25 protein-coding genes, 1 pseudogene and 1 riboswitch are annotated in these 24733 nt (G+C 65.8%); of the genes and pseudogenes, 15 read left to right on the top strand and 11 right to left on the bottom strand.

What is annotated here, in order from left to right; all coding sequences use genetic code 11:
- Positions 1 to 141 precede the first annotated feature (141 nt).
- Complete coding sequence (locus J4G43_RS06865; protein ID WP_063985792.1) at positions 142 to 1023, top strand: 3-hydroxybutyryl-CoA dehydrogenase; 882 nt, start codon at positions 142 to 144, stop codon at positions 1021 to 1023.
- A gap of 237 nt (positions 1024 to 1260) precedes the next feature.
- Positions 1261 to 1455 (top strand): hypothetical protein, encoded by a 195-nt coding sequence (locus J4G43_RS06870; protein WP_015688853.1) that lies wholly within the window; start codon positions 1261 to 1263, stop codon positions 1453 to 1455.
- 10 nt (positions 1456 to 1465) lie between these two features.
- On the opposite strand, the gene tlpA is transcribed toward J4G43_RS06870, so the two are convergent.
- Positions 1466 to 2131, bottom strand: a complete 666-nt coding sequence (gene tlpA / locus J4G43_RS06875; protein ID WP_063985791.1) for a thiol:disulfide interchange protein TlpA — start codon at positions 2129 to 2131, stop codon at positions 1466 to 1468.
- A gap of 109 nt (positions 2132 to 2240) precedes the next feature.
- Between tlpA and argH the strand changes: the two genes are divergently transcribed.
- The 3 genes from argH to lysA all read left to right on the top strand — a co-directional run bounded on the left by argH (position 2241) and on the right by lysA (position 5314).
- Complete coding sequence (gene argH, locus J4G43_RS06880; protein ID WP_071909339.1) at positions 2241 to 3638, top strand: argininosuccinate lyase; 1398 nt, start codon at positions 2241 to 2243, stop codon at positions 3636 to 3638.
- A 93-nt stretch (positions 3639 to 3731) separates the two neighbouring features.
- The gene (gene lptM, locus J4G43_RS06885) at positions 3732 to 4025 is read left to right on the top strand and encodes an LPS translocon maturation chaperone LptM (protein WP_063985789.1); all 294 of its coding nucleotides are present in this window, start codon (positions 3732 to 3734) and stop codon (positions 4023 to 4025) included.
- Between the two features lie 23 nt (positions 4026 to 4048).
- Positions 4049 to 5314, top strand: coding sequence for a diaminopimelate decarboxylase (lysA, locus tag J4G43_RS06890; RefSeq protein WP_208084333.1), 1266 nt, complete (start codon positions 4049 to 4051; stop codon positions 5312 to 5314).
- 9 nt (positions 5315 to 5323) lie between these two features.
- Here lysA and J4G43_RS06895 read toward each other — a convergent pair.
- Together J4G43_RS06895 and J4G43_RS06900 are read right to left on the bottom strand one after the other, a co-directional pair.
- Positions 5324 to 6231, bottom strand: a pseudogene (locus J4G43_RS06895) (NAD(P)-dependent oxidoreductase).
- A gap of 60 nt (positions 6232 to 6291) precedes the next feature.
- A complete protein-coding gene (locus J4G43_RS06900) occupies positions 6292 to 6675 on the bottom strand; it encodes a carboxymuconolactone decarboxylase family protein (RefSeq protein ID WP_008567285.1) in 384 nt (127 codons plus the stop codon).
- 177 nt (positions 6676 to 6852) lie between these two features.
- Here J4G43_RS06900 and J4G43_RS06905 point away from each other — a divergent pair, with 177 nt between their 5' ends.
- Both J4G43_RS06905 and J4G43_RS06910 read left to right on the top strand, forming a co-directional pair.
- Positions 6853 to 8970: a TIGR02302 family protein gene (locus tag J4G43_RS06905; RefSeq protein WP_208084334.1), complete on the top strand. Its 2118-nt coding sequence runs from the start codon at positions 6853 to 6855 to the stop codon at positions 8968 to 8970.
- Between the two features lie 3 nt (positions 8971 to 8973).
- Entirely contained in the window at positions 8974 to 9879 is a 906-nt protein-coding gene (locus J4G43_RS06910; RefSeq protein WP_208084335.1) for a DUF4175 family protein, read from the top strand.
- Between the two features lie 154 nt (positions 9880 to 10033).
- Here J4G43_RS06910 and J4G43_RS06915 read toward each other — a convergent pair whose 3' ends face one another.
- Positions 10034 to 10408 carry a response regulator gene (locus tag J4G43_RS06915; RefSeq protein WP_028147294.1) on the bottom strand — a complete coding sequence of 125 codons (375 nt, stop codon included), beginning with the start codon at positions 10406 to 10408 and terminating at the stop codon, positions 10034 to 10036.
- A 59-nt stretch (positions 10409 to 10467) separates the two neighbouring features.
- On the bottom strand, positions 10468 to 11346 hold the full coding sequence (locus J4G43_RS06920; RefSeq protein ID WP_071909344.1) for an MJ0042-type zinc finger domain-containing protein: 879 nt from the start codon (positions 11344 to 11346) through the stop codon (positions 10468 to 10470).
- Positions 11347 to 11527: 181 nt separating this feature from the next.
- On the opposite strand from J4G43_RS06920, the gene ftsE reads away from it, so the two are divergent.
- The 4 genes from ftsE (at position 11528) to J4G43_RS06940 (ending at position 14710) form a co-directional block, all read left to right on the top strand.
- A complete protein-coding gene (ftsE, locus tag J4G43_RS06925; protein ID WP_014491659.1) occupies positions 11528 to 12187 on the top strand; it encodes a cell division ATP-binding protein FtsE in 660 nt (219 codons plus the stop codon).
- The gene (locus tag J4G43_RS06930; protein WP_063985782.1) at positions 12180 to 13148 is read left to right on the top strand and encodes a cell division protein FtsX; all 969 of its coding nucleotides are present in this window, start codon (positions 12180 to 12182) and stop codon (positions 13146 to 13148) included. Before ftsE ends, J4G43_RS06930 begins: the two co-directional genes overlap by 8 nt.
- Before the next feature lie 72 nt (positions 13149 to 13220).
- Positions 13221 to 13925, top strand: a complete 705-nt coding sequence (locus J4G43_RS06935; RefSeq protein WP_166103800.1) for a YdcF family protein — start codon at positions 13221 to 13223, stop codon at positions 13923 to 13925.
- A gap of 11 nt (positions 13926 to 13936) precedes the next feature.
- Positions 13937 to 14710: a lysophospholipid acyltransferase family protein gene (locus tag J4G43_RS06940; protein WP_208084336.1), complete on the top strand. Its 774-nt coding sequence runs from the start codon at positions 13937 to 13939 to the stop codon at positions 14708 to 14710.
- Here J4G43_RS06940 and J4G43_RS06945 read toward each other — a convergent pair.
- A complete protein-coding gene (locus J4G43_RS06945) occupies positions 14707 to 15318 on the bottom strand; it encodes a gamma-glutamylcyclotransferase (RefSeq protein WP_208084337.1) in 612 nt (203 codons plus the stop codon). The two genes, J4G43_RS06940 and J4G43_RS06945, sit on opposite strands and share 4 nt — an antisense overlap.
- 110 nt (positions 15319 to 15428) lie before the next feature.
- Here J4G43_RS06945 and J4G43_RS06950 point away from each other — a divergent pair, with 110 nt between their 5' ends.
- Positions 15429 to 16613: a DUF2125 domain-containing protein gene (locus J4G43_RS06950; RefSeq protein WP_208084338.1), complete on the top strand. Its 1185-nt coding sequence runs from the start codon at positions 15429 to 15431 to the stop codon at positions 16611 to 16613.
- A 167-nt stretch (positions 16614 to 16780) separates the two neighbouring features.
- Here the strand turns inward: J4G43_RS06950 and J4G43_RS06955 are convergent, their stop codons facing one another.
- The 3 genes from J4G43_RS06955 to J4G43_RS06965 are packed head-to-tail and all read right to left on the bottom strand — an operon-like array spanning position 16781 to position 19695.
- The gene (locus J4G43_RS06955; protein WP_208084339.1) at positions 16781 to 17719 is read right to left on the bottom strand and encodes a prephenate/arogenate dehydrogenase family protein; all 939 of its coding nucleotides are present in this window, start codon (positions 17717 to 17719) and stop codon (positions 16781 to 16783) included.
- Positions 17716 to 18810: a pyridoxal phosphate-dependent aminotransferase gene (locus J4G43_RS06960; protein ID WP_208084340.1), complete on the bottom strand. Its 1095-nt coding sequence runs from the start codon at positions 18808 to 18810 to the stop codon at positions 17716 to 17718. The genes J4G43_RS06955 and J4G43_RS06960 overlap by 4 nt, the downstream gene beginning before the upstream one ends.
- Before the next feature lie 36 nt (positions 18811 to 18846).
- Positions 18847 to 19695, bottom strand: coding sequence for a chorismate mutase (locus tag J4G43_RS06965; protein ID WP_208084341.1), 849 nt, complete (start codon positions 19693 to 19695; stop codon positions 18847 to 18849).
- A 217-nt stretch (positions 19696 to 19912) separates the two neighbouring features.
- A riboswitch (SAM riboswitch) is annotated at positions 19913 to 19992 on the top strand.
- Positions 19993 to 20077: 85 nt separating this feature from the next.
- Between J4G43_RS06965 and metX the strand changes: the two genes are divergently transcribed.
- Both metX and metW read left to right on the top strand, forming a co-directional pair.
- Positions 20078 to 21280, top strand: coding sequence for a homoserine O-acetyltransferase MetX (metX, locus tag J4G43_RS06970; protein WP_071917104.1), 1203 nt, complete (start codon positions 20078 to 20080; stop codon positions 21278 to 21280).
- A gap of 15 nt (positions 21281 to 21295) precedes the next feature.
- Positions 21296 to 21958: a methionine biosynthesis protein MetW gene (metW, locus tag J4G43_RS06975; RefSeq protein WP_208084342.1), complete on the top strand. Its 663-nt coding sequence runs from the start codon at positions 21296 to 21298 to the stop codon at positions 21956 to 21958.
- Positions 21959 to 22017: 59 nt separating this feature from the next.
- Here metW and J4G43_RS06980 read toward each other — a convergent pair whose 3' ends face one another.
- Entirely contained in the window at positions 22018 to 22881 is an 864-nt protein-coding gene (locus J4G43_RS06980) for an alpha/beta fold hydrolase (protein ID WP_208084343.1), read from the bottom strand.
- A 215-nt stretch (positions 22882 to 23096) separates the two neighbouring features.
- Between J4G43_RS06980 and J4G43_RS06985 the strand changes: the two genes are divergently transcribed.
- Positions 23097 to 23783, top strand: coding sequence for an NlpC/P60 family protein (locus J4G43_RS06985; protein WP_208084344.1), 687 nt, complete (start codon positions 23097 to 23099; stop codon positions 23781 to 23783).
- 125 nt (positions 23784 to 23908) lie between these two features.
- Here J4G43_RS06985 and J4G43_RS06990 read toward each other — a convergent pair whose 3' ends face one another.
- Entirely contained in the window at positions 23909 to 24697 is a 789-nt protein-coding gene (locus tag J4G43_RS06990) for an MOSC domain-containing protein (RefSeq protein WP_208084345.1), read from the bottom strand.
- Positions 24698 to 24733 lie beyond the last annotated feature (36 nt).

The following is a 24733-nucleotide window of genomic DNA, read 5'->3' on the forward strand; positions in this document are numbered from 1 at the left end:
GGCGTGGGGCACGCCGGGGAAGCGATCCAATCTAGGTTTCGAGCCAGGATTCTGATCTAATCGAGTTTCTGATTAAATCGGACCTCCCGGCTCGGGGGATGAGGCAGGCGCGATCTGCGCGCCGTTCCGGTGGATGACATTATGGCGGCAGTGATCAAGAAGGTCGGCGTGATCGGCGCGGGTCAGATGGGCAATGGCATCGCGCATGTCGCGGCGCTGGCCGGTTTCGACGTGGTGCTCAACGACGTCTCGGCCGACCGGCTCAAGTCGGGCATGGCCACCATCAATGGCAATCTGGCGCGCCAGGTCTCCAAGAAGGCCGTCAGCGAGGACGACAAGACCAAGGCGATGGCGCGCATCAAGCTCGCCGAGAAGCTCGACGACCTCGCCGATTGCGACCTCGTGATCGAGACCGCGGTCGAGAAGGAAGAGGTCAAGCGCAAGATCTTCCACGAGCTCTGCGCGGTGCTGAAGCCGGAGGCGATCGTCGCCTCCGATACCTCCTCGATCTCGATCACGCGGCTAGCCGCCGCCACCGACCGGCCCGAGCGCTTCATCGGCATTCACTTCATGAATCCGGTGCCGCTGATGGAGCTGGTCGAGCTGATCCGCGGCATCGCCACCGACGACCAGACCTTCGAGGCGTCCAAGGAATTCGTCTCCAAGCTCGGCAAGCAGGTCGCGGTCTCCGAGGATTTCCCGGCCTTCATCGTCAACCGCATCCTGCTGCCGATGATCAACGAGGCGATCTACACGCTGTATGAAGGCGTCGGTAATGTCGAGGCCATCGACGCGGCGATGAAGCTTGGCGCGCATCATCCGATGGGCCCGCTCGAGCTCGCCGATTTCATCGGCCTCGATACCTGCCTGTCGATCATGCAGGTGCTGCACGAGGGCCTCGCCGACTCGAAATATCGCCCGTGCCCGCTGCTGGTGAAATACGTCGAGGCCGGTTGGCTCGGTCGCAAGACCCAGCGCGGCTTCTACGACTACCGCGGCGCCAAGCCGGTTCCGACGCGCTGATCCAATTTCCGGTGCCGTAGGGTGGGCAAAGGCGCAAAGCGCCGTGCCCACCATCTCTCCAATGATGCGGTGGAAATTGGTGGGCACGCTTCCGCCTTCGCTCTTCGAGCTACGGCGGACAAGCCGCTTTGCCCACCCTACGGCGCTCTCGCCCTCAGGCCGTGCATCCGCACCGTGACAATTCATGTCGCGTTAACCGCTCGCCCCTAGGCTGCGCCCGGTAAGAGGGTTTGCGTAATGGACATGATGGCGATGGTCAGCACCATGCTGGCCGCTCAGCAAGGCGCGCTACAGTCGAATATCTCGGCGACGCTGATGAAGCAGAACGCGGATATGGAGAAATCCACCGTCCTGACGCTGCTCGGCGCCGGTCAGCCTTCGCTCGCCAATGTCGGCGCCGGCGTCGGCGGCAACCTAAACGTCACGGCTTAGTACACACCGCCTAGAGCGACGCGGCGGCCTTGCCCGTCGCAGCCCGGATCAGCTTGAGCGCGTCCTCGCTCGCCCATTCCGCCGGCCCCGCGATCGTCGCGATCTCGCAGCCCTGCGGGTCGACCAGCACCGAGGTCGGCATGCCCAGGGCCCGGCCTATGGCTTTAAGATCCTGGAAAACCTTGGCTTTCTGGTCGCTAAAATAGCCGAGCCGGGTCAGATTGGCCTCTTTCAGGAACGTCTTGGGCTTCTCGGCGTCGCGGGTGTCGATGTTGATCGCCACCACCTCGAAATTCGGGCCCGAAAGCTTGCCCTGGAGCTCGTCCAGCGCCGGCATTTCCTTGCGGCAGGGCACGCACCAGGTGGCCCAGAGGTTGACCAGCAGCGTCTTGCCGCGGAAATCGGACAGCTTCTTCGGCTTGCCGTCAGCGTCCTCGAAGACCAGGTCGGGCAGTTTTAGCGGCGCGCTCGCCACGGTCAGGGCGGCCAGTTCGCCATGGGCGAGGGGAGCGATTTTTTGCGCCGTTGCCACCGCGGCCCGGCAGGCCGGATCGCCTGAGGGCGCCCGATTCAGGCCCAGCCCGTACAGCGCGGCGAAGCCGGCCAGCCCACCGATCGCCACGGTGGCGATGACGAGGGGGATCCGGCGCGTGGCAGAGGGCGTCTTGTCGAGCATATCGTTTGTCATCCGGTCGCAGATATGGCTATCAGGGGCCTCTTAATACGGCTGGCTCCGGCCAGCAAACGTGCGGCAGCAGCGGCAAGCAAGGCGTGAGCAGGGGATCATGAGCAACAAGATGTGGGGCGGCCGGTTCTCGGAACGTCCCGATGAGATCATGGAAGAGATCAACGTCTCCATCGACGTCGATCGTCACCTCTTTGCCCAGGACATTGCCGCATCCAAGGCGCACGCCGCGATGCTTGCCGCGCAGGGCATCATCACGGGCTCTGATGCGAAAAATATCGGCAAGGGTCTAGACACGATTTTGTCAGAGATCGGCAAGGGCGGCTTCACATTCAAGCGTGCCCTCGAAGATATCCATATGAACGTCGAGAGCCGCCTGTCCGAGCTGATCGGCCCCGCCGCCGGCCGGCTGCACACCGCGCGCTCGCGCAACGACCAGGTTGCGACCGATTTCCGTCTCTATGTCCGCGACGTTCTCGACGAGACCGATGCAGCGCTCGCCGCGTTCCAGGCCGCGCTCGTCAATCGCGCGCTCGAACATGCCGCGACCGTCATGCCCGGCTTCACGCATCTGCAGACCGCGCAGCCCGTGACCTTCGGCCATCATCTGCTCGCCTATGTCGAGATGGCGGCGCGCGACCGCGGCCGTTTCCAGGACGCCCGCAAGCGGCTCAATGAATCGCCGCTCGGCGCCGCCGCGCTCGCCGGCACCTCGTTCCCGATCGACCGCCACGCCACCGCGAAGGCGCTCGGTTTCGACCGCCCGATGGCGAACTCGCTCGATGCGGTCTCCGATCGCGACTTCGTGCTGGAGACGCTGTCGGCGGCCTCGATCTGCGCCGTGCACATGTCGCGCTTTGCCGAGGAGATCGTGATCTGGACCTCGCCGCTGGTCGGTCTCATCCGCCTCAGCGACAAGTTCACCACGGGATCCTCGATCATGCCGCAGAAGCGCAACCCGGATGCCGCCGAGCTCGTGCGCGCCAAGACCGGCCGCGTCATCGGCGCGCTCAATGGCCTCCTGATCGTGATGAAGGGCCTGCCGCTCGCCTATCAAAAGGACATGCAGGAGGACAAGCAGGGCGCGATGGAGGGCTTTGCTGCCCTGTCGCTCGCGATCCGCGCCATGACCGGCATGGTCCGCGATCTCGTGCCCGACGAAGCGAAGATGAAGGCGGCGGCGGGCGAGGGCTATGCCACCGCGACCGACCTTGCCGACTGGCTGGTGCGGACGCTGAAGATGCCGTTCCGCGACGCCCACCACGTCACCGGCCGTATCGTGGCGAAGGCCGCCGAGGGCGGGGTGGCGCTGCACGAGCTGCCGCTGAAGGAGATGCAGGCGATCGAGCCCAAGATCACCAAGGACGTGCTCGGCGTGCTCTCGGTCGAATCGTCGGTGAAGAGCCGGACCAGCTTCGGCGGCACCGCGCCGAAGAACGTGGCGTCGCAGGCCAAGGCCTGGGCGAAGCGGCTGGAAAAAGAGCGAAAATTGGGCTGAGGGCAAAAATTCGCTTATGTTTCATGGTCATCCGGCTCTCGCCAGAGCGTGCCAATCTCTGTATGGTGCGGCCCGCGTAGTGGGGATTTCGTCGTGACGTCAAAGTTTCGCCCGGCCGGCTCGGGGTGGGCCATCATTGTCTTGAGCCTGACGGCGCTCGCGCTTGCCGGCTGCGGCCGCAAGGGCCCGCTGGATCTGCCGCCGACCGCCTCCAGTGCATCCACGGCCAATGTCGCAGCTCCAACCGACACCGAGACGGAAGCCCAGAGGACGCCGAGCGTGTTCAATCCCGGGTACGGTGCGGACGCGGCGCCTGCCGCCGCCAAGGGCAAGAAGAAATCGTTTATCCTCGACCCGCTCCTGGACGAACCTCCCGGCAAAAAATGAGCCGGGATAGCTGAGCTGACGCCATGAACCATTTCGACTATCGCAACGGCGTGCTGCACGCCGAGGCCGTGAACCTGTCCGAGCTGGCCGCAACCGTCGGTACGCCGTTCTATTGCTATTCGACCGCGACGCTCGAGCGGCACTACCGCGTCTTCGCCGACGCCTTCGCCGGCGAGAAGGTGCTGGTCTGCTACGCCATGAAGGCGAATTCCAACCAGTCGGTGCTGCGCACGCTGGCCAAGCTCGGGGCCGGCGCCGACGTGGTCTCCGGCGGCGAATTGAAGCGCGCGCTGGCCGCCGGCATTCCCGCCAGCAAGATCCTGTTCTCCGGAGTCGGCAAGACCGAAACCGAATTACGTGCCGCGCTGGCCGCCGACATCCTCTGCCTCAACGTCGAATCCGAGCCCGAGCTCGAGCTGTTGTCGCGGCTTGCGACCGAGATGGGCAAGACCGCGCGCATCTCCGTGCGCGTCAATCCGGACGTCGATGCCGGCACGCACGCCAAGATCTCGACCGGCAAGTCCGAGAACAAGTTCGGCATTCCGATCGCCTATGCCCGCGAGGTCTATGCGCGCGCCGCAAAACTTCCGGGCATCGAGGTCACAGGCACCGACGTGCATATCGGCAGCCAGATCACCGATCTCTCCAAGATGGAGACCGCGTTCCGCATCCTCTCCGAATTCGTGCAGACGCTGCGCAGCGACGGCCACAACATCTCGCATGTCGATTTCGGCGGCGGCCTCGGTATTCCCTATTACATGGACCGCGAGGCGCCGCCGGCGCCCGACGCCTATGCCGCCATGGTCAAGCGCGTCAGCCATAATCTCGGCTGCACGCTGATGTTCGAGCCGGGCCGCATGATCGTCGGCAATGCCGGCATCCTGGTCGCCAGGGTGATCTATGCGAAGCACGGCGACGGCAAGAATTTCGTCATCATCGACGCCGCCATGAACGATTTGATCCGCCCGACGCTGTACGAGGCGCATCACGACATTCTGCCGGTGACGCAGCCGGCCGCGGGCGCCGCCACGATCATGGCCGACGTCGTCGGCCCGGTCTGCGAGACCGGCGACTATCTCGCACTGGATCGCACGCTGCCGACGCCGAAGCCTGGCGATCTCATCGCCATCATGACCGCGGGCGCCTATGGCGCGGTGCAGGCCGGCACCTACAACACGCGGGCGCTGGTGCCGGAAGTGCTGGTGAAGGGCGATCAATATGCCGTGGTGCGCCCGCGCGTCGAGGTCGAGCAGCTGATCGCGATGGATACGCCGGCGCCGTGGCTGTAAGGGATTAGGCTACTTCCCGGCCAATCCACCCCTCGCTCCGCCAACCACAACTCCCGCCTTCTTCTCGATCGGCTTGATCGCCGCGGTGAAGTCGGACTCGGCGCCTTCCGCGCTGATCACGGTCTCCCATAGCCGTCCGACCGCGTCCGCGACCTCCATCGACAGGCCGAGCGACTTCATCTCCTCCAGCGCCAGCCGCACGTCCTTCACCATCAATCCGGTCGCGAAGCCGAAGTCGAACGTTCGCGGCAAAACCGAGCGCGGAAACTTGTCGCGGCTCGCGGTGTTCATGCCGGAGCCGGCATTGATGACGTCGATCATCACCGCGGGATCGAGCCCCGCCTTGACGCCCATCACCACCGCTTCCGAGGTCGCCACGATCGCGGTCGCCGACAAGAAATTGTTGGCGAGCTTCATGGTCTGCGCCGCGCCCGGCTTCTCGCCGATGAAGAACACTTTTCCGATCACGTCGAGCGCGGGCTTGAGCAGCTCGAACTCGGCTTTGGGCCCTGAGACCATCACCGCCAGGGTGCCCTTCTCGGCGCCGCCGACGCCGCCGGAGACGGGGCAGTCGATCTGCACGATGTCGCGTTTCGCCAGCAGGCCATGGATCTTCGCCGCCATCGTCGAGCCGACGGTGGAGAGATCGATGAAGCGCTTGGCGCGGCTCCCTTCGATCACGCCGTTCGCTCCCGTCGCGACCTCGAACGACGCCTGCAGCGAGGGCAGGCTCGCCATGACCGTCTCGACCTGGTCGGCAACGTCCTTCGGCGAGGTTGCAGCGGTGGCACCGCGCGCCACGAGCTTGTCGACGGCCTCCTTGCGGGTGTCGAACACGACGAGCTTGTGCCCGCCTCGATCAGCCGCCGCGCCATCGGGAAACCCATGTTTCCGAGGCCGATGAATCCGATGTGCATGGTGTTTCCTTCTTTCTTCTTCGTTGTTCGTTGGATGTTAAGCGGCGAACAGAGGCGGCCTCACGCCTTGCCGTCGATCTCCGCGAACACCTCGCGCGCGATGCGAAAGCTGTCGACGGCGGCGGGCATGCCGCCATAGATCGCGACCTGCATCAGGATTTCGCGGATCTCGTCGCGGGTGACGCCGTTGGTCAGCGCGCCCTTCAGATGCGCGCGAAACTCGTGCTGGCGGTTGAGGATCGCGATCATGGCGATGTTGAGCATGCTGCGGGTCTTGCGCGGCAGTTCCTCGCGGCCCCACACGGTGCCCCAGCAATATTCGTTGAGCATCTCCTGGAACGGACGGTTGAAATCGTCGACGTTCTTCAGGGCATTGTTGACATAGGCCTCGCCCAGCACCGCTTTGCGGACTTCCAGGCCCTTGTCGTGCATCTTCTTGTCCATGGCGTTCCCTCTATTTCCCTTGCGTTTCCCCGGGAATGGCGCGTGGAAATTACGGGGTTGCGCCCGGCCAGTCACGTCCTCGTGTTATGCGGGAAAAGGGGTCTCTCCCGTACCGGAACGGATGCCTCAGTGCTGCCGTTGTGATACGCTTCTCTACCGGGCAACCTGGAGAATTGATTGAACGGCGTCACCCCCGACCCGTCAGACCCGATCCGCGATGGCGACGCTCTGTCGCGGTTGAAGCTGGCGCAGGCCCTCGATCGGGCTATTTATGCCATCGCGTGGGAACGTGCCTGGCCACATCTGGCGCGGGTGCTGACTGTCGTCGGCCTGTTCCTGGTGGTGTCGTGGGCCGGCCTCTGGCTGGTGCTGCCGTCCGTCATCCGTGCCATCGGTCTCGTGGCTTTTGCCGGCATCGCAATCGCCGCTCTGGTCCCGCTGCTTCGTTTCCGCTGGCCGGGCCGCGACGAGGCTCTGAGCCGGCTCGACCGTGGCTCCGGTATCCGTCACCGCCCGGCGACGACGCTGACGGACACGCTGAGCTCGAAAGACCCGGTCGCGCTGGCGCTGTGGCAGGCACAGCGCGAGCGCACGCTGGCTTCGCTCAAGCGCATCCGTGCCGGCTTGCCGCATCCGCGCCTCGCCCTGCACGATCCCTGGGCGCTGCGCGCGCTGGTCATGGTGATGCTGGTCGCGACCTTCTTCGCCGCCGGCGACGAGCGCGCGATGCGGTTAGGTGCCGCGTTCGACTGGAACGGCGTGCTGGCGCCGACCAACGTCCGCGTCGATGCCTGGATCACCCCGCCGCTCTACACCGGCAAGCCGCCGGTCATCCTGTCGGCCGCCAACAAGGAGGCCGCAGCGCTGCCTGCGAGCGGCCCACTCGCAGTTCCGGCCGGCTCGACCCTGATCGTGCGCTCCTCCGGTAGCAGCCTCGATGTCGTCACCTCCGGCGGCCTCAAGGAGGTCGCGCCCACCGAGGCCGCGCCGAAGGGCACCAACGAGAAGCATTTTACCATCACCGGCGACGGCACCGCGCATGTCCGCGCGCCCTCCGGCCAGCCGCAATGGGCCTTCGCGGCGACGCCGGACCGCCCGCCGACGATCGCGCTCGCCAAGGATCCCGAGCGTCAGGCCTACGGCGCGTTGCAGCTCTCCTACAAGATCGAGGACGATTACGGCGTCACGGGCGCCGCCGCGCAATTCGTTCCGCGCGCAACCGAAGACAAGGACGGAACCAAGGACGCGGACGGCAAGGCCGCGCGGCCGCTGTTCCAGCCGCCGCAATTCGCGCTGACCCTGCCCAATGCGCGGACCCGCAACGGCGTCGGCCAGACCGTGAAGGACCTCAGCGAAGACCCTTATTCCGGTGCCGACGTGACGTTAACGCTCACCGCCAAGGACGAGGCCGGCAACGAGGCGAAGAGCGAGCCCTTCAACATGCGCTTGCCGGGCCGGCTGTTCACCAAGCCGCTCGCCCGCGCGCTGATCGAGCAGCGCCGCATCCTCGCGCTCGACGCCAACAAGAATTCCGATGTCTACGCCGCGCTCGACGCGCTGATGATCGCGCCCGAGATGTTCACGCCGGAAGCCGGGCAATATCTCGGTCTGCATAGCGTCGCACGCCAGCTCGAGGCGGCGCGCACCGACGATTCCCTGCGTGAGGTCGTGGCGAGCCTGTGGGCGCTTGCAGTGACGATCGAGGACGGCAACATCAGCGACGTCGCCAAGGCGTTGCGCGCGGCGCAGGACGCGCTCAAGCAGGCGCTTCAGCGCGGCGCCAGCGACGAAGAGCTCAAGAAGCTCATGGACAACCTGCGGACCGCGCTCGACAATTACATGCGCCAGTACGCGCAGCAGATGCGCAGCAATCCGCTGGCGCGGCCGGCCATCGGCCTCGACGACCAGATGAAGCGCATCGAGCGGCTGATCCAGCGCGGCAATCGCGAAGCGGCGGCGCGCGAGCTGGACCGCCTGGCCCGCGCGCTGGAAAATCCTCCGGGGCCGCCCAGCGCCGAGCAGAAAGAGATGGACGAGATTGCGCGCGAGCTGAACGATCTGCTCCGGGAGCAGAATGCGCTTCGCGACGAAACCGACCGGCAGAGCAAGGACTCCAAGCGCGGCCAACGTACCAAGCCTCTGCCGCCCAAGGTCGCGGAGATCCTGCGCAAATCGAGAGAGCTGCGGCAGAAGACGCGCGGCGCGACCAGCGATCAGCTGGAGGACCTGGCAAGGCAGCAGGACGCCTTGCGCGAAGAGCTCAGGACCTGGCGTGAATCCCAGGGAGCGAGATAGCTCATGAAACACACCTCAATCTGGCAGAACGGCAAGGTCACGCGCGGAAGGCTCGCCACGGCTTGTCTCGTGCTTATGCTGTCCTGTTCCACGGCTTCGATTGGCCTCGCCCAGTCGTCGCGCGCCGACCAGAAGAGTCTGGATGCACTGCTCGACAGCGCCGAGCGGTCGATGAAGCAATCCGCCGACAACCTGAAGGACAAGAACTCGGACGAGAGCATTGGCCAGCAGTCCCGGGCGATCCGGGACATGGAGAAATATCTCTATCCCGATCCGAACGATCCCTCGCCGTCGCGCGAAGGGTCGCAGGATACGCAGGGCCGGCAGGAGCAACTGAAGAAGCGGCTGGAGGCCCTCAAGAAGAAGCTCGCCGAGATGGGCTTGCAGCAGGATGGCCAGAAAGGCCAGCGCGGGCAGAAGCAGCCGGGGCAGCAGGGCCAACAAGGTCAGCAGGGCCAAGGTCAGGGTCAGGACGGCGACCAGGATGGCGATGACGGCTTCGACGCCGCCGAGAACGCCATGGGAGATGCCGGCAATCAGATCGGCGAGGGCGATGCCGACGGTGCGACGGCATCGCAGGGCAAGGCCATCGACGCCCTGCGCAAGGGCATGCAGGATCTCGCCGACGCGCTCGGCGGGCAGCAGAACGGCGAAGGCCAGGATCCGGGCGACGGTGACGGCCCCGGTCAGGCTGTCGGCCGCCAGCAGAGCGGCGGCGAACGGACCGACCCGCTGGGCCGGCCGCTGCGCGGCAAGGAATATAGCGACGACTATACGGTCAAGATTCCCGGCGAGATCGATGCCCAGCGCGCGCGCCGTATCCTCGAAGAGCTCCGCCGCCGGCTGAGCGATCCCGCGCGTCCGCAGATCGAGCTCGATTACCTCGAGCGTCTGCTGAAGGATTTTTGACGTCACACTCGGTGTCATCGCCCGCCTAGTGCGCAATTGCGCACAGGGGCGGGCGATCCAGTATTCCAGAGACGGTTGTGATTGAACCGAGAGGCCGCGGCGTACTGGGTGCCCCGGTCAAGGCCGGGGCCTGACAGCGGAATACGCCGCGCCCCTACGCTTTCTTCGCTGCCAGCGCGTCGGCAACCGCCGTGCGGATGTCGGCCACCGAGAACGGCTTGGTCACGACGTCATGCACCAGCGCATTCAAATTCGAGGCGCGCTCGCGCTGGTCGGCAAAGCCGGTCATCAGCAAAATGGTCAGGTCGGGGAAGTCGCGCGCGGCGGAGAGCGCCAGCGCGATGCCGTCCATCACCGGCATCTGGATGTCGGTGAGCAGGAGATCGAACGCGCCGTTCTCGCGGGTCAGGATTTCCAGCGCCTCGGCGCCGTCCTGCGCGGTGACGGTCTCGTGGCCGTCCATGGCGATGGCGCGCGCCACCAGCTGGCGCATCGAGTCCTCGTCGTCGGCGATCAGGATTTTCGGCATGAGACCAACCTTGAGACCAATCTTGGGACCAGCCTCCCGTGCGGGATATGCAAAATCGATTATACGCTGCCGCCGGCAATGTCGCGCCGGTTGAAGAAGCGAACGTCGATATTGCGGCCCTCCGGCGGCGGCGAGGCCAGGCGCGACCGGAAGAAGGCGCGCTCACCTGGCTGCAGCACGGTCTGCTCCAGCACGGTGTTCCAGGCGTAGATTTCCGCTCCCTGCGCGTCGCGCACCGCAAAGCGCAGCCGCGGGATATCGAGCGGCTTCTTGCTTTGACCCACGATCACGCCCTCGATCACCAGCACCTGCTTACCGTCCACGGTCTCGCTGGAGAGCTTGACGTCCTTGAACGCCAGGCCGCGCAAATTAACTTCGAGTCCGACCATCTTGTAGAACGCCGCCGTCTGCGGCAGCAGCCGGACCATGTCGCCGCGCCAGATGACCAGCGCCAGCACCAGCGCGCCCATGGCGGCGCAGGCGGTCGGCAGACCGAAATGGGATTTTCGCGGAGCCTCGGTGGGGGCCTGGCGCCTCACCCGCGCCCCGCGGCGGCTGAACAGGCCGCGGAACCAGGACTGGTGCTGCGCGCCGGCGACGTCATCCTCGGCGGCGCGGGCCGCCGCTGACCATTCGTCCTCGGTCTCCTGGGCGTCCTCGGCCGGCCAGTCGCTGGCGATCGAGGGGCTGTCGACGACCGGCGTGTCGGCGGCGCCGTCGTCCCTGGCGTACGAGTTCCACTGCTCGGCGAGGTCGGACTGGTCGTCGGCCTGGCTGGCCGCCGCCATGGCCGGGACGGACGCCCCCTCGATGGCATCCTCGGCATAGGCGACCCAGGTCTCCTTGCAGCGGGAGCAGCGGACCGTTCGTCCGTTCGCCCCCAGGCTCGCGGGCTTGATGGCGTAGGATGTCGTACAATGGGGGCAGACGATATGCATGGACACGAGCCTTGATGCACGGACTGGTCTTGACGATGCTCCGGTCGCGGAGAGCCGGGCACCCCAGATGCTACAGAGCGACCGTTAACGAACCGGAAACCATAACGGTCGCAAAACCCGTTGATCGCGTGTGGCGGAGCGCAGCAGCGCCGCCCGCGCCCCCTCTCGAACGGAGCTGAGCTTGGTTCGGTTCGAAAATGTCGGATTGCGTTACGGACTGGGGCCGGAGATTCTGCGCGACCTCAGTTTCGAGATTCCGGCGCATTCCTTCCAGTTCCTCACCGGCCCGTCCGGCGCCGGCAAGACCTCGCTGCTGCGTCTGTTGTTCCTGTCGCACCGGCCGACGCGCGGTCTCGTCAACCTGTTCGGCCACGACATCTCGCAGCTCGGCAAGGACGAGATCGCGGATTTGCGCAAGCGCATCGGCATCGTGCTCCAGGACTTCCGCCTGCTCGACCACATGACGACCTATGAGAACGTCGCCTTGCCGTTCCGCGTCATGGGCCGCAGCGAGTCGAGCTACCGCAAGGAGGTGATCGACCTGTTGCGCTGGGTCGGCCTCGGTGACCGCATGGACGCGCTGCCGCCGATCCTGTCCGGCGGCGAGAAGCAGCGCGCCGCGATCGCGCGCGCCGTGATCTCGCGGCCGCAGCTCCTGCTCGCCGACGAGCCGACCGGCAGCGTCGATCCGACGCTCGGGCGCCGGCTGCTGCGGTTGTTCATCGAGCTCAACAAATCGGGCACCGCCGTCATCATCGCCACCCACGATATCGGCCTGATGGACCAGTACGAGGCGCGACGCTTCGTGCTGCACCAGGGGCGGCTGCACGTCTATGAGTAGGCCCGACGACCGCGGCGTGCTGGTAGATCTCGGACAGGAGCGTCCGCAGCTTCCGCCCAAGGCGCGCAACATGTCCCCGATCGTGCCGCGCGCCTCGATCCACGGCCGCGCGCTGGTTGCCGTCGTCGCCATCATGACCTTCCTCGCCTCGATGACCACGGGCACGGTGCTGCTCGTCAGTGCCTCCGCCGCGGAATGGCAGTCGGACGTTGCAAGCGAAATCACCATCCAGGTCCGCCCGCAGACCGGCCGCGATCTCGATCGCGACACGGCGGCAGTGACGGAGGCCATCCGCGCGCAGGCCGGCATCATCGAGGTCAAGCCGTTCACCAAGGACGAGAGCGGCAAGCTGCTCGAGCCCTGGCTCGGCACCGGCCTGTCGATGGATGATTTGCCGGTGCCGCGCATGATCATCGCGCGCGTGCAGCCCGGCACGCCGCTCGATCTCGGCGCCTTGCGCGCGCGCGTGACCCAGGCCGCACCAAGCGCCAGCGTCGACGATCACCGCGCCTGGATCGAGCGGATGCGCTCGATGACCAACGCCACCGTGCTCGCCGGCATCGGCATCCTCGCACTCGTCATCATCGCGACCATCATCTCGGTCTCGTTCGCGACCCGCGGCGCCATGGCGGCGAACCAACCGATCGTCGAGGTCCTGCATTTCGTCGGTGCCGGCGACCGTTACATCGCCAACCGCTTCCTACGTCACTTCCTCAGGCTGGGCCTGGAGGGCGGCGTGATCGGCGGCGGCGCCGCCATGCTGGTGTTCGGCTTCTCCGAGTCGATCGCCGGCTGGTTTTCCGGCACCCCCGTCGGCGACCAGTTCGCAGCCCTGCTCGGCACCTTCTCGCTGCGGCCGTCGGGCTACATCGTGCTCGCGGTGCAGGCGGTGCTGATCGGCGCCATCACCGCGGTAGCCTCGCGCCAGACCCTGTTCGCGACGCTGAATGACGTCGATTGAGCTCGATAAACCGGACTCCACTTCGCCTCAAAACGTCCTAAAATCATCCGGGGAAGGGATCACCGACATCATATGACCGCGCCGACCGACGATCGATCGCCGAAATTGCCGCGCGGCTGGCTGCGCGCGGCATTGGTATCGACGATCGCGTTCGTCTTCGTCGGCGCGGCGGCGGGCTTCATCGCCTTCCTGGCGCAATTGCGCGGCGCTGAGATCGCGCCGGACCGCAAGGCGGACGGCATCGTGGTCCTGACCGGCGGCTCCTCGCGGGTGTCGGATGCGATGGAGCTCCTGGCGGCCGGCTACGGCAAGCGGCTCCTGATCTCCGGCGTGCACCCGACCTCGACGGCGAGCGACATCTCCCGGACGCTGCCGGAGAACCAGTCCTTCATGCATTGCTGTGTCGATCTCGACCGCACCGCGGTCTCGACCCGCGGCAACGCGGCGGAAGCGCGGCGCTGGGCCGAGGGGCGCGGCTTCAGATCGCTGATCGTCGTCACCTCGAACTATCACATGCCGCGCGCGCTGGTGGAGTTCTCGCATGCGATGCCGGAAACCACGCTGATCCCGTTCGCGGTGGTCGGCGAAAAATGGCGTGAGGAGCCGTGGTGGACCTCGGCCTCCACCTTGCGGCTGCTCCTGTCCGAATACGTCAAATACATCGCCGCCGAGCTGAGGGTGCGGCTGGAGGATTTCGGGATTGACCTTTCCCCCGAGATGTCGGAGCAGCCTGCTGGCGTGGCGCCGAAGCGGCCCGCCACGGCACAGGCCAATTGATCGGACCATCGATGTTTTTGATTTTCCTGCGCTCGCTCCTGTTCAACGTGCTGTTCTACGCCGTGCTGGTGTGCCTCGTGATCGTGGCGCTGCCGACCTTCGCATTGCCGCCGCGCGCCATGCTGACGGTTGCGCAATGGTGGGCGAAGGCGACGCTGTTCCTGATGCGCGTGATCTGCAACATCAAGGTTGAATTCCGTGGGTTGGAGAAGATTCCGGCAGGGCCGCTGGTGATCGCGGCGAAGCATCAGTCGTTCTGGGAGACGTTCGTGCTGCCGGGCTTCTTCAACCGTCCGATCTTCATCCTCAAGCGCCAGCTCATGCAGATCCCGGTGTTCGGCCAGTTCCTGGTCAAGACCGGAATGATCGCGATCGACCGCAAGGCCGGCGTGAAGGCGCTGCTGGACATGACGCGGCGGGCGCGCGACGCGGTGCGCGCAGGCGGGCAGCTCGTGATCTTTCCGGAAGGCACACGCCGGGCGCCCGGCGCCGCGCCCGATTACAAGACCGGCTTTGCGCAGATCTATTCGTCCTGCGGCGTGCGGTGCCTGCCGATCGCGCTCAATTCCGGCCTGTTCTGGCCGCGCCGCACCTTCATGCGCTATCCCGGCACGCTGGTGGTCGAGTTCCTCGATCCGCTGCCATCAGGCCTGCCGAAAGACGAGTTTCTCTCGCGCGTGCAAACCGCCATCGAAGACGCGACCGGCCGCCTCGTCGAAGCGGGCCGGAAAGAGCAGGAGCAGTTGATCGGCTCGTCGCCGAGCTACGCGCCGTCGCAGAGCTAGCGGTTCTCTCGATCTTCGGCGGGAGCCGGCGCGTGCAGGGAATGCGCATCACCATGCAGCATGGTCGCGAGCTGATGCAATTGCGTGTCGCGAAAACCTTCGGCCTCGATCGCCTTCACCGTTGCCGTCACGTAGTCGCGGTTGGCGCCGGACTGGCCATGACCCTGGACGACATGGCGATGCTGGTCGGCGAGCGACAGCCGGCCGGCATACTGGACATGGCCGCGGTCGACGACATAGGCGAGCGCGGAGACGCGCTGTCGCGCATCGTTCTCAAGCCACACCGAGCGCATCACCTCGCGATAGACGGACGTGACCTGCTCGCGCGCCCGCAGATAGGCGACGACGTCGGCGCGGTCCTTCTCGGCGACGCGAAAAGCAATGCCGCGGCAGGCGCCGCCGCGGTCGAGCCCGAGCACCAGGCCAGGCTGCTCCGGCGTGCCGCGATGCACGAAGGAATAGACGCAGAGCGCGCGGTGCTCGCCGACCAGCCGCGCCGGGACGCGTTCCCGGAAGTCGAAGCCCGGCCGCCACATCAGCGAGCCATAGCCGAACACCCAGAGGTCGCCCTTGGCTGTGGTGACGGAGGGGAGGGTGATTTCCGACATTTCGGGCACGGCTACCAGAACGACGGCCCCAAGCGAAGCGAATTCTCGGCCTTTCGGCGCGGCCGAACCCCGCTTACATTTGACAAAATCTGGGGTCAAAGGGTCGCCGCATGTCAGATATGACCGTTGCCACAGGCCGCCGCCCCCGTTGGGGCCTTTTCATCGCCCCCATTATCCTCCTGATCCTCGCCGTCGCGTGGAGCTGCTTCTGGTTCTATGCGGCCTCGCAGGCCGAAATCGCCGCAGATGCCTGGCGGGCGCAGGAGGCCAAGTCCGGCCGCATCTATGATTGCGCCAAGCGCTCGATCGCCGGCTTCCCGTTCCGCTTCGAGGTCCAGTGCTCCGGCGCCAGCGTCGCCCTGGTGTCGCAGAACGCCAGCAAGACGCCGTTCACGGCGAAGCTCGACAACATCCTGGTCGTCGCCCAGGTCTACGATCCCAAGCGCGTCATCGCCGAATTCTCCGCGCCGGCGACGCTCACCGACGGCGTCACGCAAAACACCTTCGTGGTGAATTGGAGCAAGGGCCGCAGCAGCGTGTTCGGCCTACCGGCGGTGCCGGATCGCGTCTCCATCGTGTTCGACGATCCCGTCATCAATCGTCTCGACGGCAGCGTGCAGGTGCCGCTCGCGCGCGCCAAGCAGGTCGAGCTGCACGGTCGCCTCGCAGACGGGTCGCGGTCGGATCATCCTGTGATCGAGACCGTGCTGCACGTCGCGCAGGGCAGCATCCAGGGTGTTCATCCCTTGCTCGCCGAGCCGTTCGAGGCGGACACGCGCGCGAAGATCACGGGCCTCTCCGACCTCACGCCAAAGCCGTGGCCGCAACGCTTCCGCGAGATCCAGGCCGCCGGCGGTCACATCGAGATCGTGCAGTCGCGCGTCCAGCAGGGCGAGATGATCGCGGTTGCGGCCGGCACGCTCGGCCTCTCGGCCAATGGCCGACTCGACGGTGAGCTGCAGATGACGGTGACGGGCCTCGAGCGCGTGATCCCGGCGCTCGGCATCGAGAAGATGCTGGAAGAGGGTGTGCCGCAGGCAACCCTCGACCGCGTTGCGCCCGGCGTGAAGTCGCAGGACCTCAACAATCTGTTCGGCGCCCTCGACCGCGCCGTTCCCGGCCTCGGCAAGGTCATCAAGCAGAACGCCAATGCCGGCGTTGCGGCCGGCATCAATTCGATCGGCACCGAGAGCACGCTTGAGGGCAAGAAGGCGAGGAGCTTCCCGCTGAAGTTCGTCGACGGCGCCGTGCTGCTCGGCCCGGTTAAGGTCGGCCAGATCCCGCCGCTGTATTAGGACGACGTCGCCCGCCACACGCTCCGTCGTCATGCCCGGGCTTGTCCCGCCTGCGCGGCCGAAGCCGCTTCGGCGCGGCGAAGGCCCAGGCATCCACGTCTGTCTTCAATCGTGGATGCGCGTGGATGGCCGGGGCAGGCCCGGCCATGACGGTGAGTGAGGAAGCGTTACGGCTTCTTGCCGAGCTGCGCATGCGGCCGGCCGAAATCCGGCGCCGCCGAATCCTGGCCGATCTCGACGATGCCGCGGCGGATGGCGCGCGTGCGGGTGAAGTGGTCGAACAGCGCCTCGCCGTCGCCACGGCGGATCGCGCGGGTGAGCTTGGCGAGATCCTCGGTGAAGGTGCCGAGCATCTCCAGCACGGCCTCCTTGTTGGCGAGGAAGACGTCGCGCCACATCGTCGGGTCGGACGCGGCGATGCGGGTGAAGTCGCGGAAGCCGCCGGCCGAGAACTTGATCACCTCTGACTCCGTCACCTGCGCCAGCTCGTCGGCGGTGCCGACGATGGTGTAGGCGATCAGATGCGGCAGATGGCTGGTGATCGCGAGCACGAGATCATGATGATCCGGCGTCATGATCTCGACCTTGGCGCCCATCGCCGCCCAGAAGGCGCGCAGCCGATCTGTGGCCGCCGCATCGACGCCTTCCGGCGGCGTCAGGATGCACCAGCGGTTGATGAAGAGCTCGGCGAAACCAGAATCGGGGCCCGAATGCTCGGTGCCCGCGACGGGATGCGCCGGCACGAAATGAATGGTCTTGGGCAGATGCGGCGCCATGTCCCTGATGATCGCGCCCTTGACCGAGCCGACGTCGGAGACGATCGCGCCCGGCTTCAGATGCGCAGCGATCTCCTGCGCCACCGGCCCGCAGGCCCCGACGGGAATGCAGAGGATGACGAGGTCGGCATCCTTCACCGCTTCCGCATTGGTCGCCACGACATGGTCGACGATGCCGAGCTCCAGCACCCGCGCGCGTGTCTTCTCCGAGCGCGCGGTGGTGACGATCTCGGAGGCCAAGCCCTGGAGCTTCGCAGCGCGCGCGATCGAGCCGCCGATCAGGCCGAAGCCGATCAGCGCAACGCGCTGGAAGTGCGGCGTGGTGCTCATTTGCCGGCCATGAAGTCGCGCAGGCCCTCGACGACGAGGCGGTTGGCCTCCTCGGTGCCGATGGTCATGCGCAGCGAATGCGGCAGGCGGTAGTTCTTTAGCGCGCGCAACACCAGCCCGCGCTTGGTGAGATACGCGTCGGCCTCGTCCGCGGTCTTGCCCGTTTCCGGGAAGTGGATCAGCACGAAATTGGCGACGCCCGGCGTCACCTTCAGTCCGAGCTTGCCGATCTCCTCGGAGAGCCAGTTGCGCCAGGTCTCGGTGAATTGCTTCGACATCGCCTGGTGCGCAGTGTCCTCGATCGCGGCGACCGCGGCATACATCGCCGGCGTCGACACGTTGAAGGGACCGCGGATGCGGTTGACCGCGTCGATGATGTGCTCCGGACCGAACATCCAGCCGACGCGCAGCGCGGCGAGACCGTGGATCTTGGAGAAGGTGTGCGTCACCACGGTGTTCTCGGTGGTGGCGACGAGCTCGATCCCCATCTCGTAGTCGTTGCGCGAGACGTAATCGGAATAGGCGGCATCGAGCACCAGCAGCACGTGCGACGGCAGGCCGGCGCGCAGCCGCTTGACCTCGTCGAACGGCACATAGGTGCCGGTCGGATTGTTGGGGTTGGCGAGCCAGACCAGCTTTGTCTTCGGCGTCACCGCCTTGAGGATGGCATCGACGTCGCAGGTGAGATTGGTCTCCTGCGCGACCACGTTCTTGGCGCCGACCGCCATGGTCGCGATCGGGTAGACCAGGAAGCCGTGCGTGGTCGAGATCGCCTCGTCGCCGTGGCTGAGATAGGTGTGGGCGAGCAGATTGAGGATCTCGTCCGAGCCGGCGCCGCAGATGATGCGGTTGGGGTCGAGCCCGAAAGAACGGCCGATCGCTTCGCGCAGCACGCGCGAGGTTCCTTCCGGATAGTCTTCCAGATGCGCCGCCACGTTCCTGAACGCCTCGATCGCCTTGGGCGAGGGCCCGAACGGCGTCTCGTTGGCCGAGAGCTTGAACACCTTGCGGCCCGGCTCAGCCACAGGGCTCTTGCCGGGCGTGTAGGGCGCAATATCTAGAATGCCGGGATTCGGCACGGGGCGTGACATCTTCAACTCCGGAAGTAGCTTTAGGCGGTTCGCGATCTACGATTTCGACCCGGTCGAGGGCACCGTATAGCGCGTTGCGTGGCTGCCGACGAGGGCCGTGGAGCGCACCGAGGCCCCCGCTTCGATCAGGGCAGCCTTGATCTTGTCGATGCTGGTGGCGCTTGTGACCGAGACCAGCAGCGCCGCGCCGTCGAAGGCGGTATCGGGCACCGCCACGATCTCGGCGAGCGGCGACAGCGCCCGCGCGACCTCGGCGTTCCACCCGGACACGCGCACGCTGAAGGTCTCGACCTCCGTCACCACGGCGCTGTCGGCGACGCGCGAGATCGCGAACACCGGCAGTGCGGCCGGATGGTCGGCGCGCTCGACGAAGGGCATCCGCGCGATGATCTTCGGCGCGCCGTCCGCTTCCAGCTCCAGCCACCATGGCGTGCGGCTCGAGGTCGCCGAGACCAGCGCCAGATCGCCCTTGGACTTCGCCACCGCTTCGACCGCGGCCTGCGCGCTGAAATGCGCGACGTAAGGCACCGTGAAGCCGAAATGGAAGCGCACGGAATCGCGCATCGCCGGCTCGCTCACCGAGATGTCGGCATGCACGGAGAACGGCGCCTGGACGTAAGTGAACGTCGAGATGATGACGCGCCAGATGCTCTCGACCGCGTCGAGCGGCAGGATGCCGCGATGGCGTTGTACGATGTCCCGCATCATGGCGGCCTCACGCGCCGGGCGGAACGCCGAGCCGACCTCCTGGGTCTGCTTCACCTGGATCAGGCGGTCGATGATGTCGCCGCGCTGCATCAGGAGACGATGCATGCCCTCGTCGATCGCGTCGATCTCCTTGCGCAATTCCTGGAGCGATGGTGGCGCGGGCGGACGTTGGGACATATCTGCGAGATGCTGGTGAGAGGCGTTCCAATGCGGGTCGGCCAAGGCCCATCGGCAAGGCCGGATCCGCTGCGATCGACGTCCTGATTAGGCAGTCGGCGCGGCGAAAGCAAAGAGAAATGCAAAGGGAAACCGGGCCTTTTCGGCCGGCCTTTCAGGGATGAATTTGGCTAATCCGGACCGTGACTTGACGAAAACCGCCCAAGACAGTAGCTTTTGCCCGTTCCGTGGTCATTTGAGCCGGCCGGCTTGCAGCCACGTTAAAAAACTCGCTAAACAGGCCGGGGACGCTTCCGATCCCGGCCGAACCTATCGTTCAGGCCGGGTTTTTCATGGCCTGATTCCAGCGGCAGCCTGACGGGTGTCGCAAACGAGGTCGATGATGGTTGGCGTGAAGTCTGTGCCGAGTCCCGCGATCAGTGCCGACGACCGGTCGCATGAGGCGGATCATCCGAATTCGCAGGTCGCGCAGTTCGGCGCCGAGCAGCCCCTGCGGCTCGATTGCGGCATCGATCTCACCCCATTCCAGATCGCCTACCAGACCTATGGCGAGCTCAACGCCGATCGCTCCAACGCGGTGCTGATCTGCCATGCGCTGACCGGCGATCAGCATGTCGCCAACGTGCATCCCGTGACCGGCAAGTCAGGCTGGTGGGAGACGCTGGTCGGTCCCGGCCGACCTCTTGATCCTCAGCACTACTTCATCATTTGCGCCAACGTGATCGGCGGCTGCATGGGCTCGACCGGGCCGGCCTCGATCAATCCGGCGACCGGCAAGGTGTGGGGCCTGGATTTCCCTGTCATCACCATTCCCGACATGGTGCGCGCGCAGGCGATGCTGATCGACCGGCTCGGCATCGACACATTGTTCGCGGTGGTCGGCGGCTCGATGGGCGGCATGCAGGTGCTGCAATGGACCGCGGCCTATCCCAAGCGCGTGTACTCCGCGCTGGCGATTGCCTGCGCGACGAGGCACTCGGCGCAGAACATCGCTTTCCACGAGCTCGGCCGCCAGGCGGTGATGGCCGATCCCGACTGGCACAACGGCCGCTACACGGATCAGGGCATCCATCCGCATCGCGGACTTGCGGTGGCACGGATGGCCGCGCACATCACCTATCTCTCCGACGCCGCGCTGCATCGCAAGTTCGGCCGCCGCATGCAGGACCGCGAGCTGCCGACCTTCTCGTTCGACGCCGATTTCCAGGTCGAGAGCTATCTGCGCTACCAGGGCTCGTCCTTCGTCGAGCGGTTCGACGCCAACTCCTATCTCTATCTGACCCGTGCGATGGATTATTTCGACATCGCCGGCGATCACGGCGGCGTGCTGGCGAAAGCGTTCGCGGGCATCGAGACGCGCTTCTGCGTGGTCTCCTTCACCAGCGACTGGCTGTTCCCGACCTCGGAATCGCGCGCACTGGTGCATGCGCTGAACGCGTCGAGCGCGCGGGTGTCGTTCGCCGAGATCGAGACCGATCGCGGCCATGACGCCTTCCTGCTCGACGTGCCCGAATTCTTCGATATCGCCCGTGCTTTCCTGCAATCGGCAGGGAAGGCGCGCGGGCTCACCGCCAGGATTGACTGACAAGGACGGCTAGCGATGTCTGTGCAGGAAGTGCTGCCGCTGGGCGGCGTTGCGACGGAGCAGTCCGGCCAGTTTCGCGCCGATCATCTGCTGGTCGCCGAGATGGTCAAGCCCGGCTCGAAAGTGCTCGACGTCGGCTGCGGCGAGGGCGATTTGCTCCAGCTTCTGGAGACCCGCGGCATCGACGGGCGCGGCATCGAGCTGTCGCGCGAGGGCGTCAATCGCTGCGTCTCCAAGGGCCTCGCGGTGGTGCAGGGCGATGCCGACACCGATCTCGTCAATTATCCCGACGACGCCTTCGATTACGTCATCCTGTCGCAGACGCTGCAGGCGACGCGGCAGCCGCGGGTCGTGCTGGAGAATCTGCTGCGCATCGGCCGCCGCGCCATCGTGTCGTTCCCGAATTTCGGCTTCTGGAAGATGCGGCTCCAGCTCCTGGTCGGCGGCCACATGCCGCGCACCGAGAATCTGCCGGCGACCTGGTACGACACCGCCAACATCCACTTCTGCACCATCAAGGATTTCGTCGAGCTCTGCGACGCGATCGACGTCAAGATGGAGCGCGCCGAGGCGCTGGATCTCTACGGCCGTCCGTTGCGGCTGCGATTGCCGTGGTGGGTGTGGAACATGTTCGGCGAGCAGGGCGTGTTCTTGCTCACGCGCGGGCAGGGGAAGTAGTTTCCGTCATTCCGGGCCTGTGCCTGTCGGCGCATCCCGGAATGACAGCGACTGGCAGTCTAATGCGCCGCCAGCGACCGCGGATCGCGCACCGGCCAGCGCCCGGCTTCCACCAGCGTCACGAACCGCTCCACGCTCTCGTTGAACAGCGCGGGTTCTTCGAGATTGAGCACGTGGCCTGATTTCGGAAACATCGCGAGGCCCGCCGCGGGCAGGTGCTTCTTCAAGAACAGGCTTGCCCCGACGCAGGGATCGTCTTCGTCGCCGCAGATGATCAGCGCGGGCGTTGCCACACCTCGAATGGCATCCGGCATCGTGTAAATCGATGGCCTGCCGCCCTGGAAGCCGCGCATCGTGTTCGCGGAGCCCTTGGCATCGTGGCGCGCCAGCGCGGCGTAGAAATCGCCGTGGCCGCGCGGGTCCTTCACCAGGAACGGAATCCGGCTCGGCGCCTCGCGCGTGACCTTTGCGACCTCGGCGGAGCCGAGCGTCTCGAACTGCTCGGCATTGGCGCGGCACTGCTTGCGCCAGTTGTCGAGATTCTCGATCTCCGATCCTGAGCCCACGCCGGCCAGCGTCATCGATAGCGCGCGCTGCGGCGCGTTCAATCCGATCTGGAGCGACGAATAGGCGCCCATCGACAGGCCGACGAGATGCGCGCGCTCGATCTTGAGATGATCGAGCACCGCGAGCGCGTCGGTGTAGAAATGCTTGTAGGTGTAGACCTCGCCATCAGGCACGTCCGACGGCGTGTAACCGCGCGCAGAATAGGTGATGCAGCGATGGCCGCGCGAGAAGTAGCGCATCTGCGGCTCCCAATTGGTGTAGTCGGCCGCGAACTCATGCAGAAAAATAATCGGCGTTCCCTGACCCGCTTCTTCGAAATAGATGCGGACGTCGTCCCTGGTCGTGGCGTGGGGCATTAACTGTTTCCCTCTCTTCAAGCCGCCTTTGGAGAATTGCAGTTAACGTTGTTGTCCGCAATGCGGCAGCCTCAAGCCAGCACCGGCGCAAAATCATCGCAGCTATTCGCGGGCGTGGCGTCTTTTTCTCGCCACATCCGGCGGCTTAACGGCCAGACGGATGCCGGCCATCGCACGGGCCGATTGGGGAAGTGGGGTGTCAAGAAGGATGAAGTATGTTCGAGTTGTTTGCGTCTCGCCTGTCGCGTTGTGTTGTCGCGCTGGCGATTTTCTTCGCGGCGGTTGCCGCGTTCGTTTCTCCGGCCTCAGCGCGGCCGCATCATCGTCATAGCGCAGAGCGGCACGCTTACGTGCATCACGCCAGACATCATCATTACCGTCATTATCGCCACCATGCCCGCAACTCGCGCTTCGAGCGCGGCGCGGCGCAGTTGCAGGCGAGCGGCTTCGCCGACACCCAGGCGAGCTACAATCCGAACGCCAATGTCGGCGGCATGGCCAACAACGGAATGACCAATCCTGGAATGGCCAATAGCGGTGGCGGCTTCGGCGGCGGATCGGGCCTCGTGTCCGAGGCGCGCCGTTATATCGGCGGCAATCCGACCGGGCGCGGCAGCCTGTGGTGCGCGCGCTTCATGAACATGGTGCTGCAGCATACCGGCCATCAGGGCACCGGCTCCGACATGGCGAGCTCGTTCGCGCGCTACGGCACGCGTGTCTCCGGTCCGCAGGTCGGCGCCATCGCGGTCATGTCGCGCGGTCGCCGGGGCGGCCATGTCGGCATCATCACCGGCGTGGACGCGCAGGGCAATCCGATCATGATCTCCGGCAACAACGGCAATCGTGTTCGCGAGGCGCCGGTCTCGCGCGGCCGGATCTATGCGTATGTGATGCCGAACTGACGACGGAGCCGTAGGGTGGGCAAAGGCGCGCAAGCGCCGTGCCCACCGGCGGTGCAACGGAGTTAGATGGACCGGAGTGGTGGGCACGCTTTCGCTTTGCCCACCCTACGGCAGCGGCGGACGGCTCACACCAATCTCGGCGCTTCCACCGCGATCGCGTCACCGACGCCGATCTCGCCGTCGGCGATGACCTCGGCATAGATGCCGCAATCCATGTGGCCGAGATTGCGCGAGAGCGTCGGCGGTATCTCGAGATCGCGCTGCGCGGTCTTGGGATCGACGTTGACCGCCGGGCAGCGGACGATGCGCTTGACCACCTTGAGCCGGGCCTCGCCGATCGCCAGCGTCTCGCCGACGAGGTCGAGCTCGGACCAGGCCGGCCAGCCCTTCACGTAGAGATTGGCGCGGAAGCGCAGTGGATTGACTGCGGCGCCGCCGAGCATGGTCTCGATCGCCCGGACGCTGCCGAGATTGATGATCGATACGACCTTGCGGGCGACGTCGGAAAAGCTGTGGTCGCGGCCGGACAGAACTTTTGGCGGGCCCTTCAGCTCCGGCTGAAAATTCTCCGTGAAATAATCCTCGATGGCGGCGCGCCCGGCAGTGGTCTCGAGGTCCCCGCTGGCGACGATCTGGCCGTCCTTGCGGATGGTCAGGCGGTTAGTCGCGTCCTCGAACCGGCTGTCGAGGGACGCCAGCCGCTCATTACGCGCCAGCATCAGGAACTGGATCTTCGGCTTCCAGGCCGGCGCCTCCGGATCGAAGCCGCTGGGTCCGTTCTCGATGGCGTAGCGGCGGTCGGCGGGCAGGGTCTGGCCGATCCGCAAGGGGACCCGGGGCAGGGATTCCGGCGTCAGGCCCTTGATCGGGTAACGGTAAAGGCCGGTGATTTCGGCGGTCTGGCTGGCTGTCATGTCGCTACTTAAGGGATTCGACCTGCTGGCGCCAAG

This window comes from Bradyrhizobium barranii subsp. barranii, from assembly GCF_017565645.3.
Classification (GTDB): Bacteria; Pseudomonadota; Alphaproteobacteria; order Rhizobiales; family Xanthobacteraceae; genus Bradyrhizobium; species Bradyrhizobium barranii.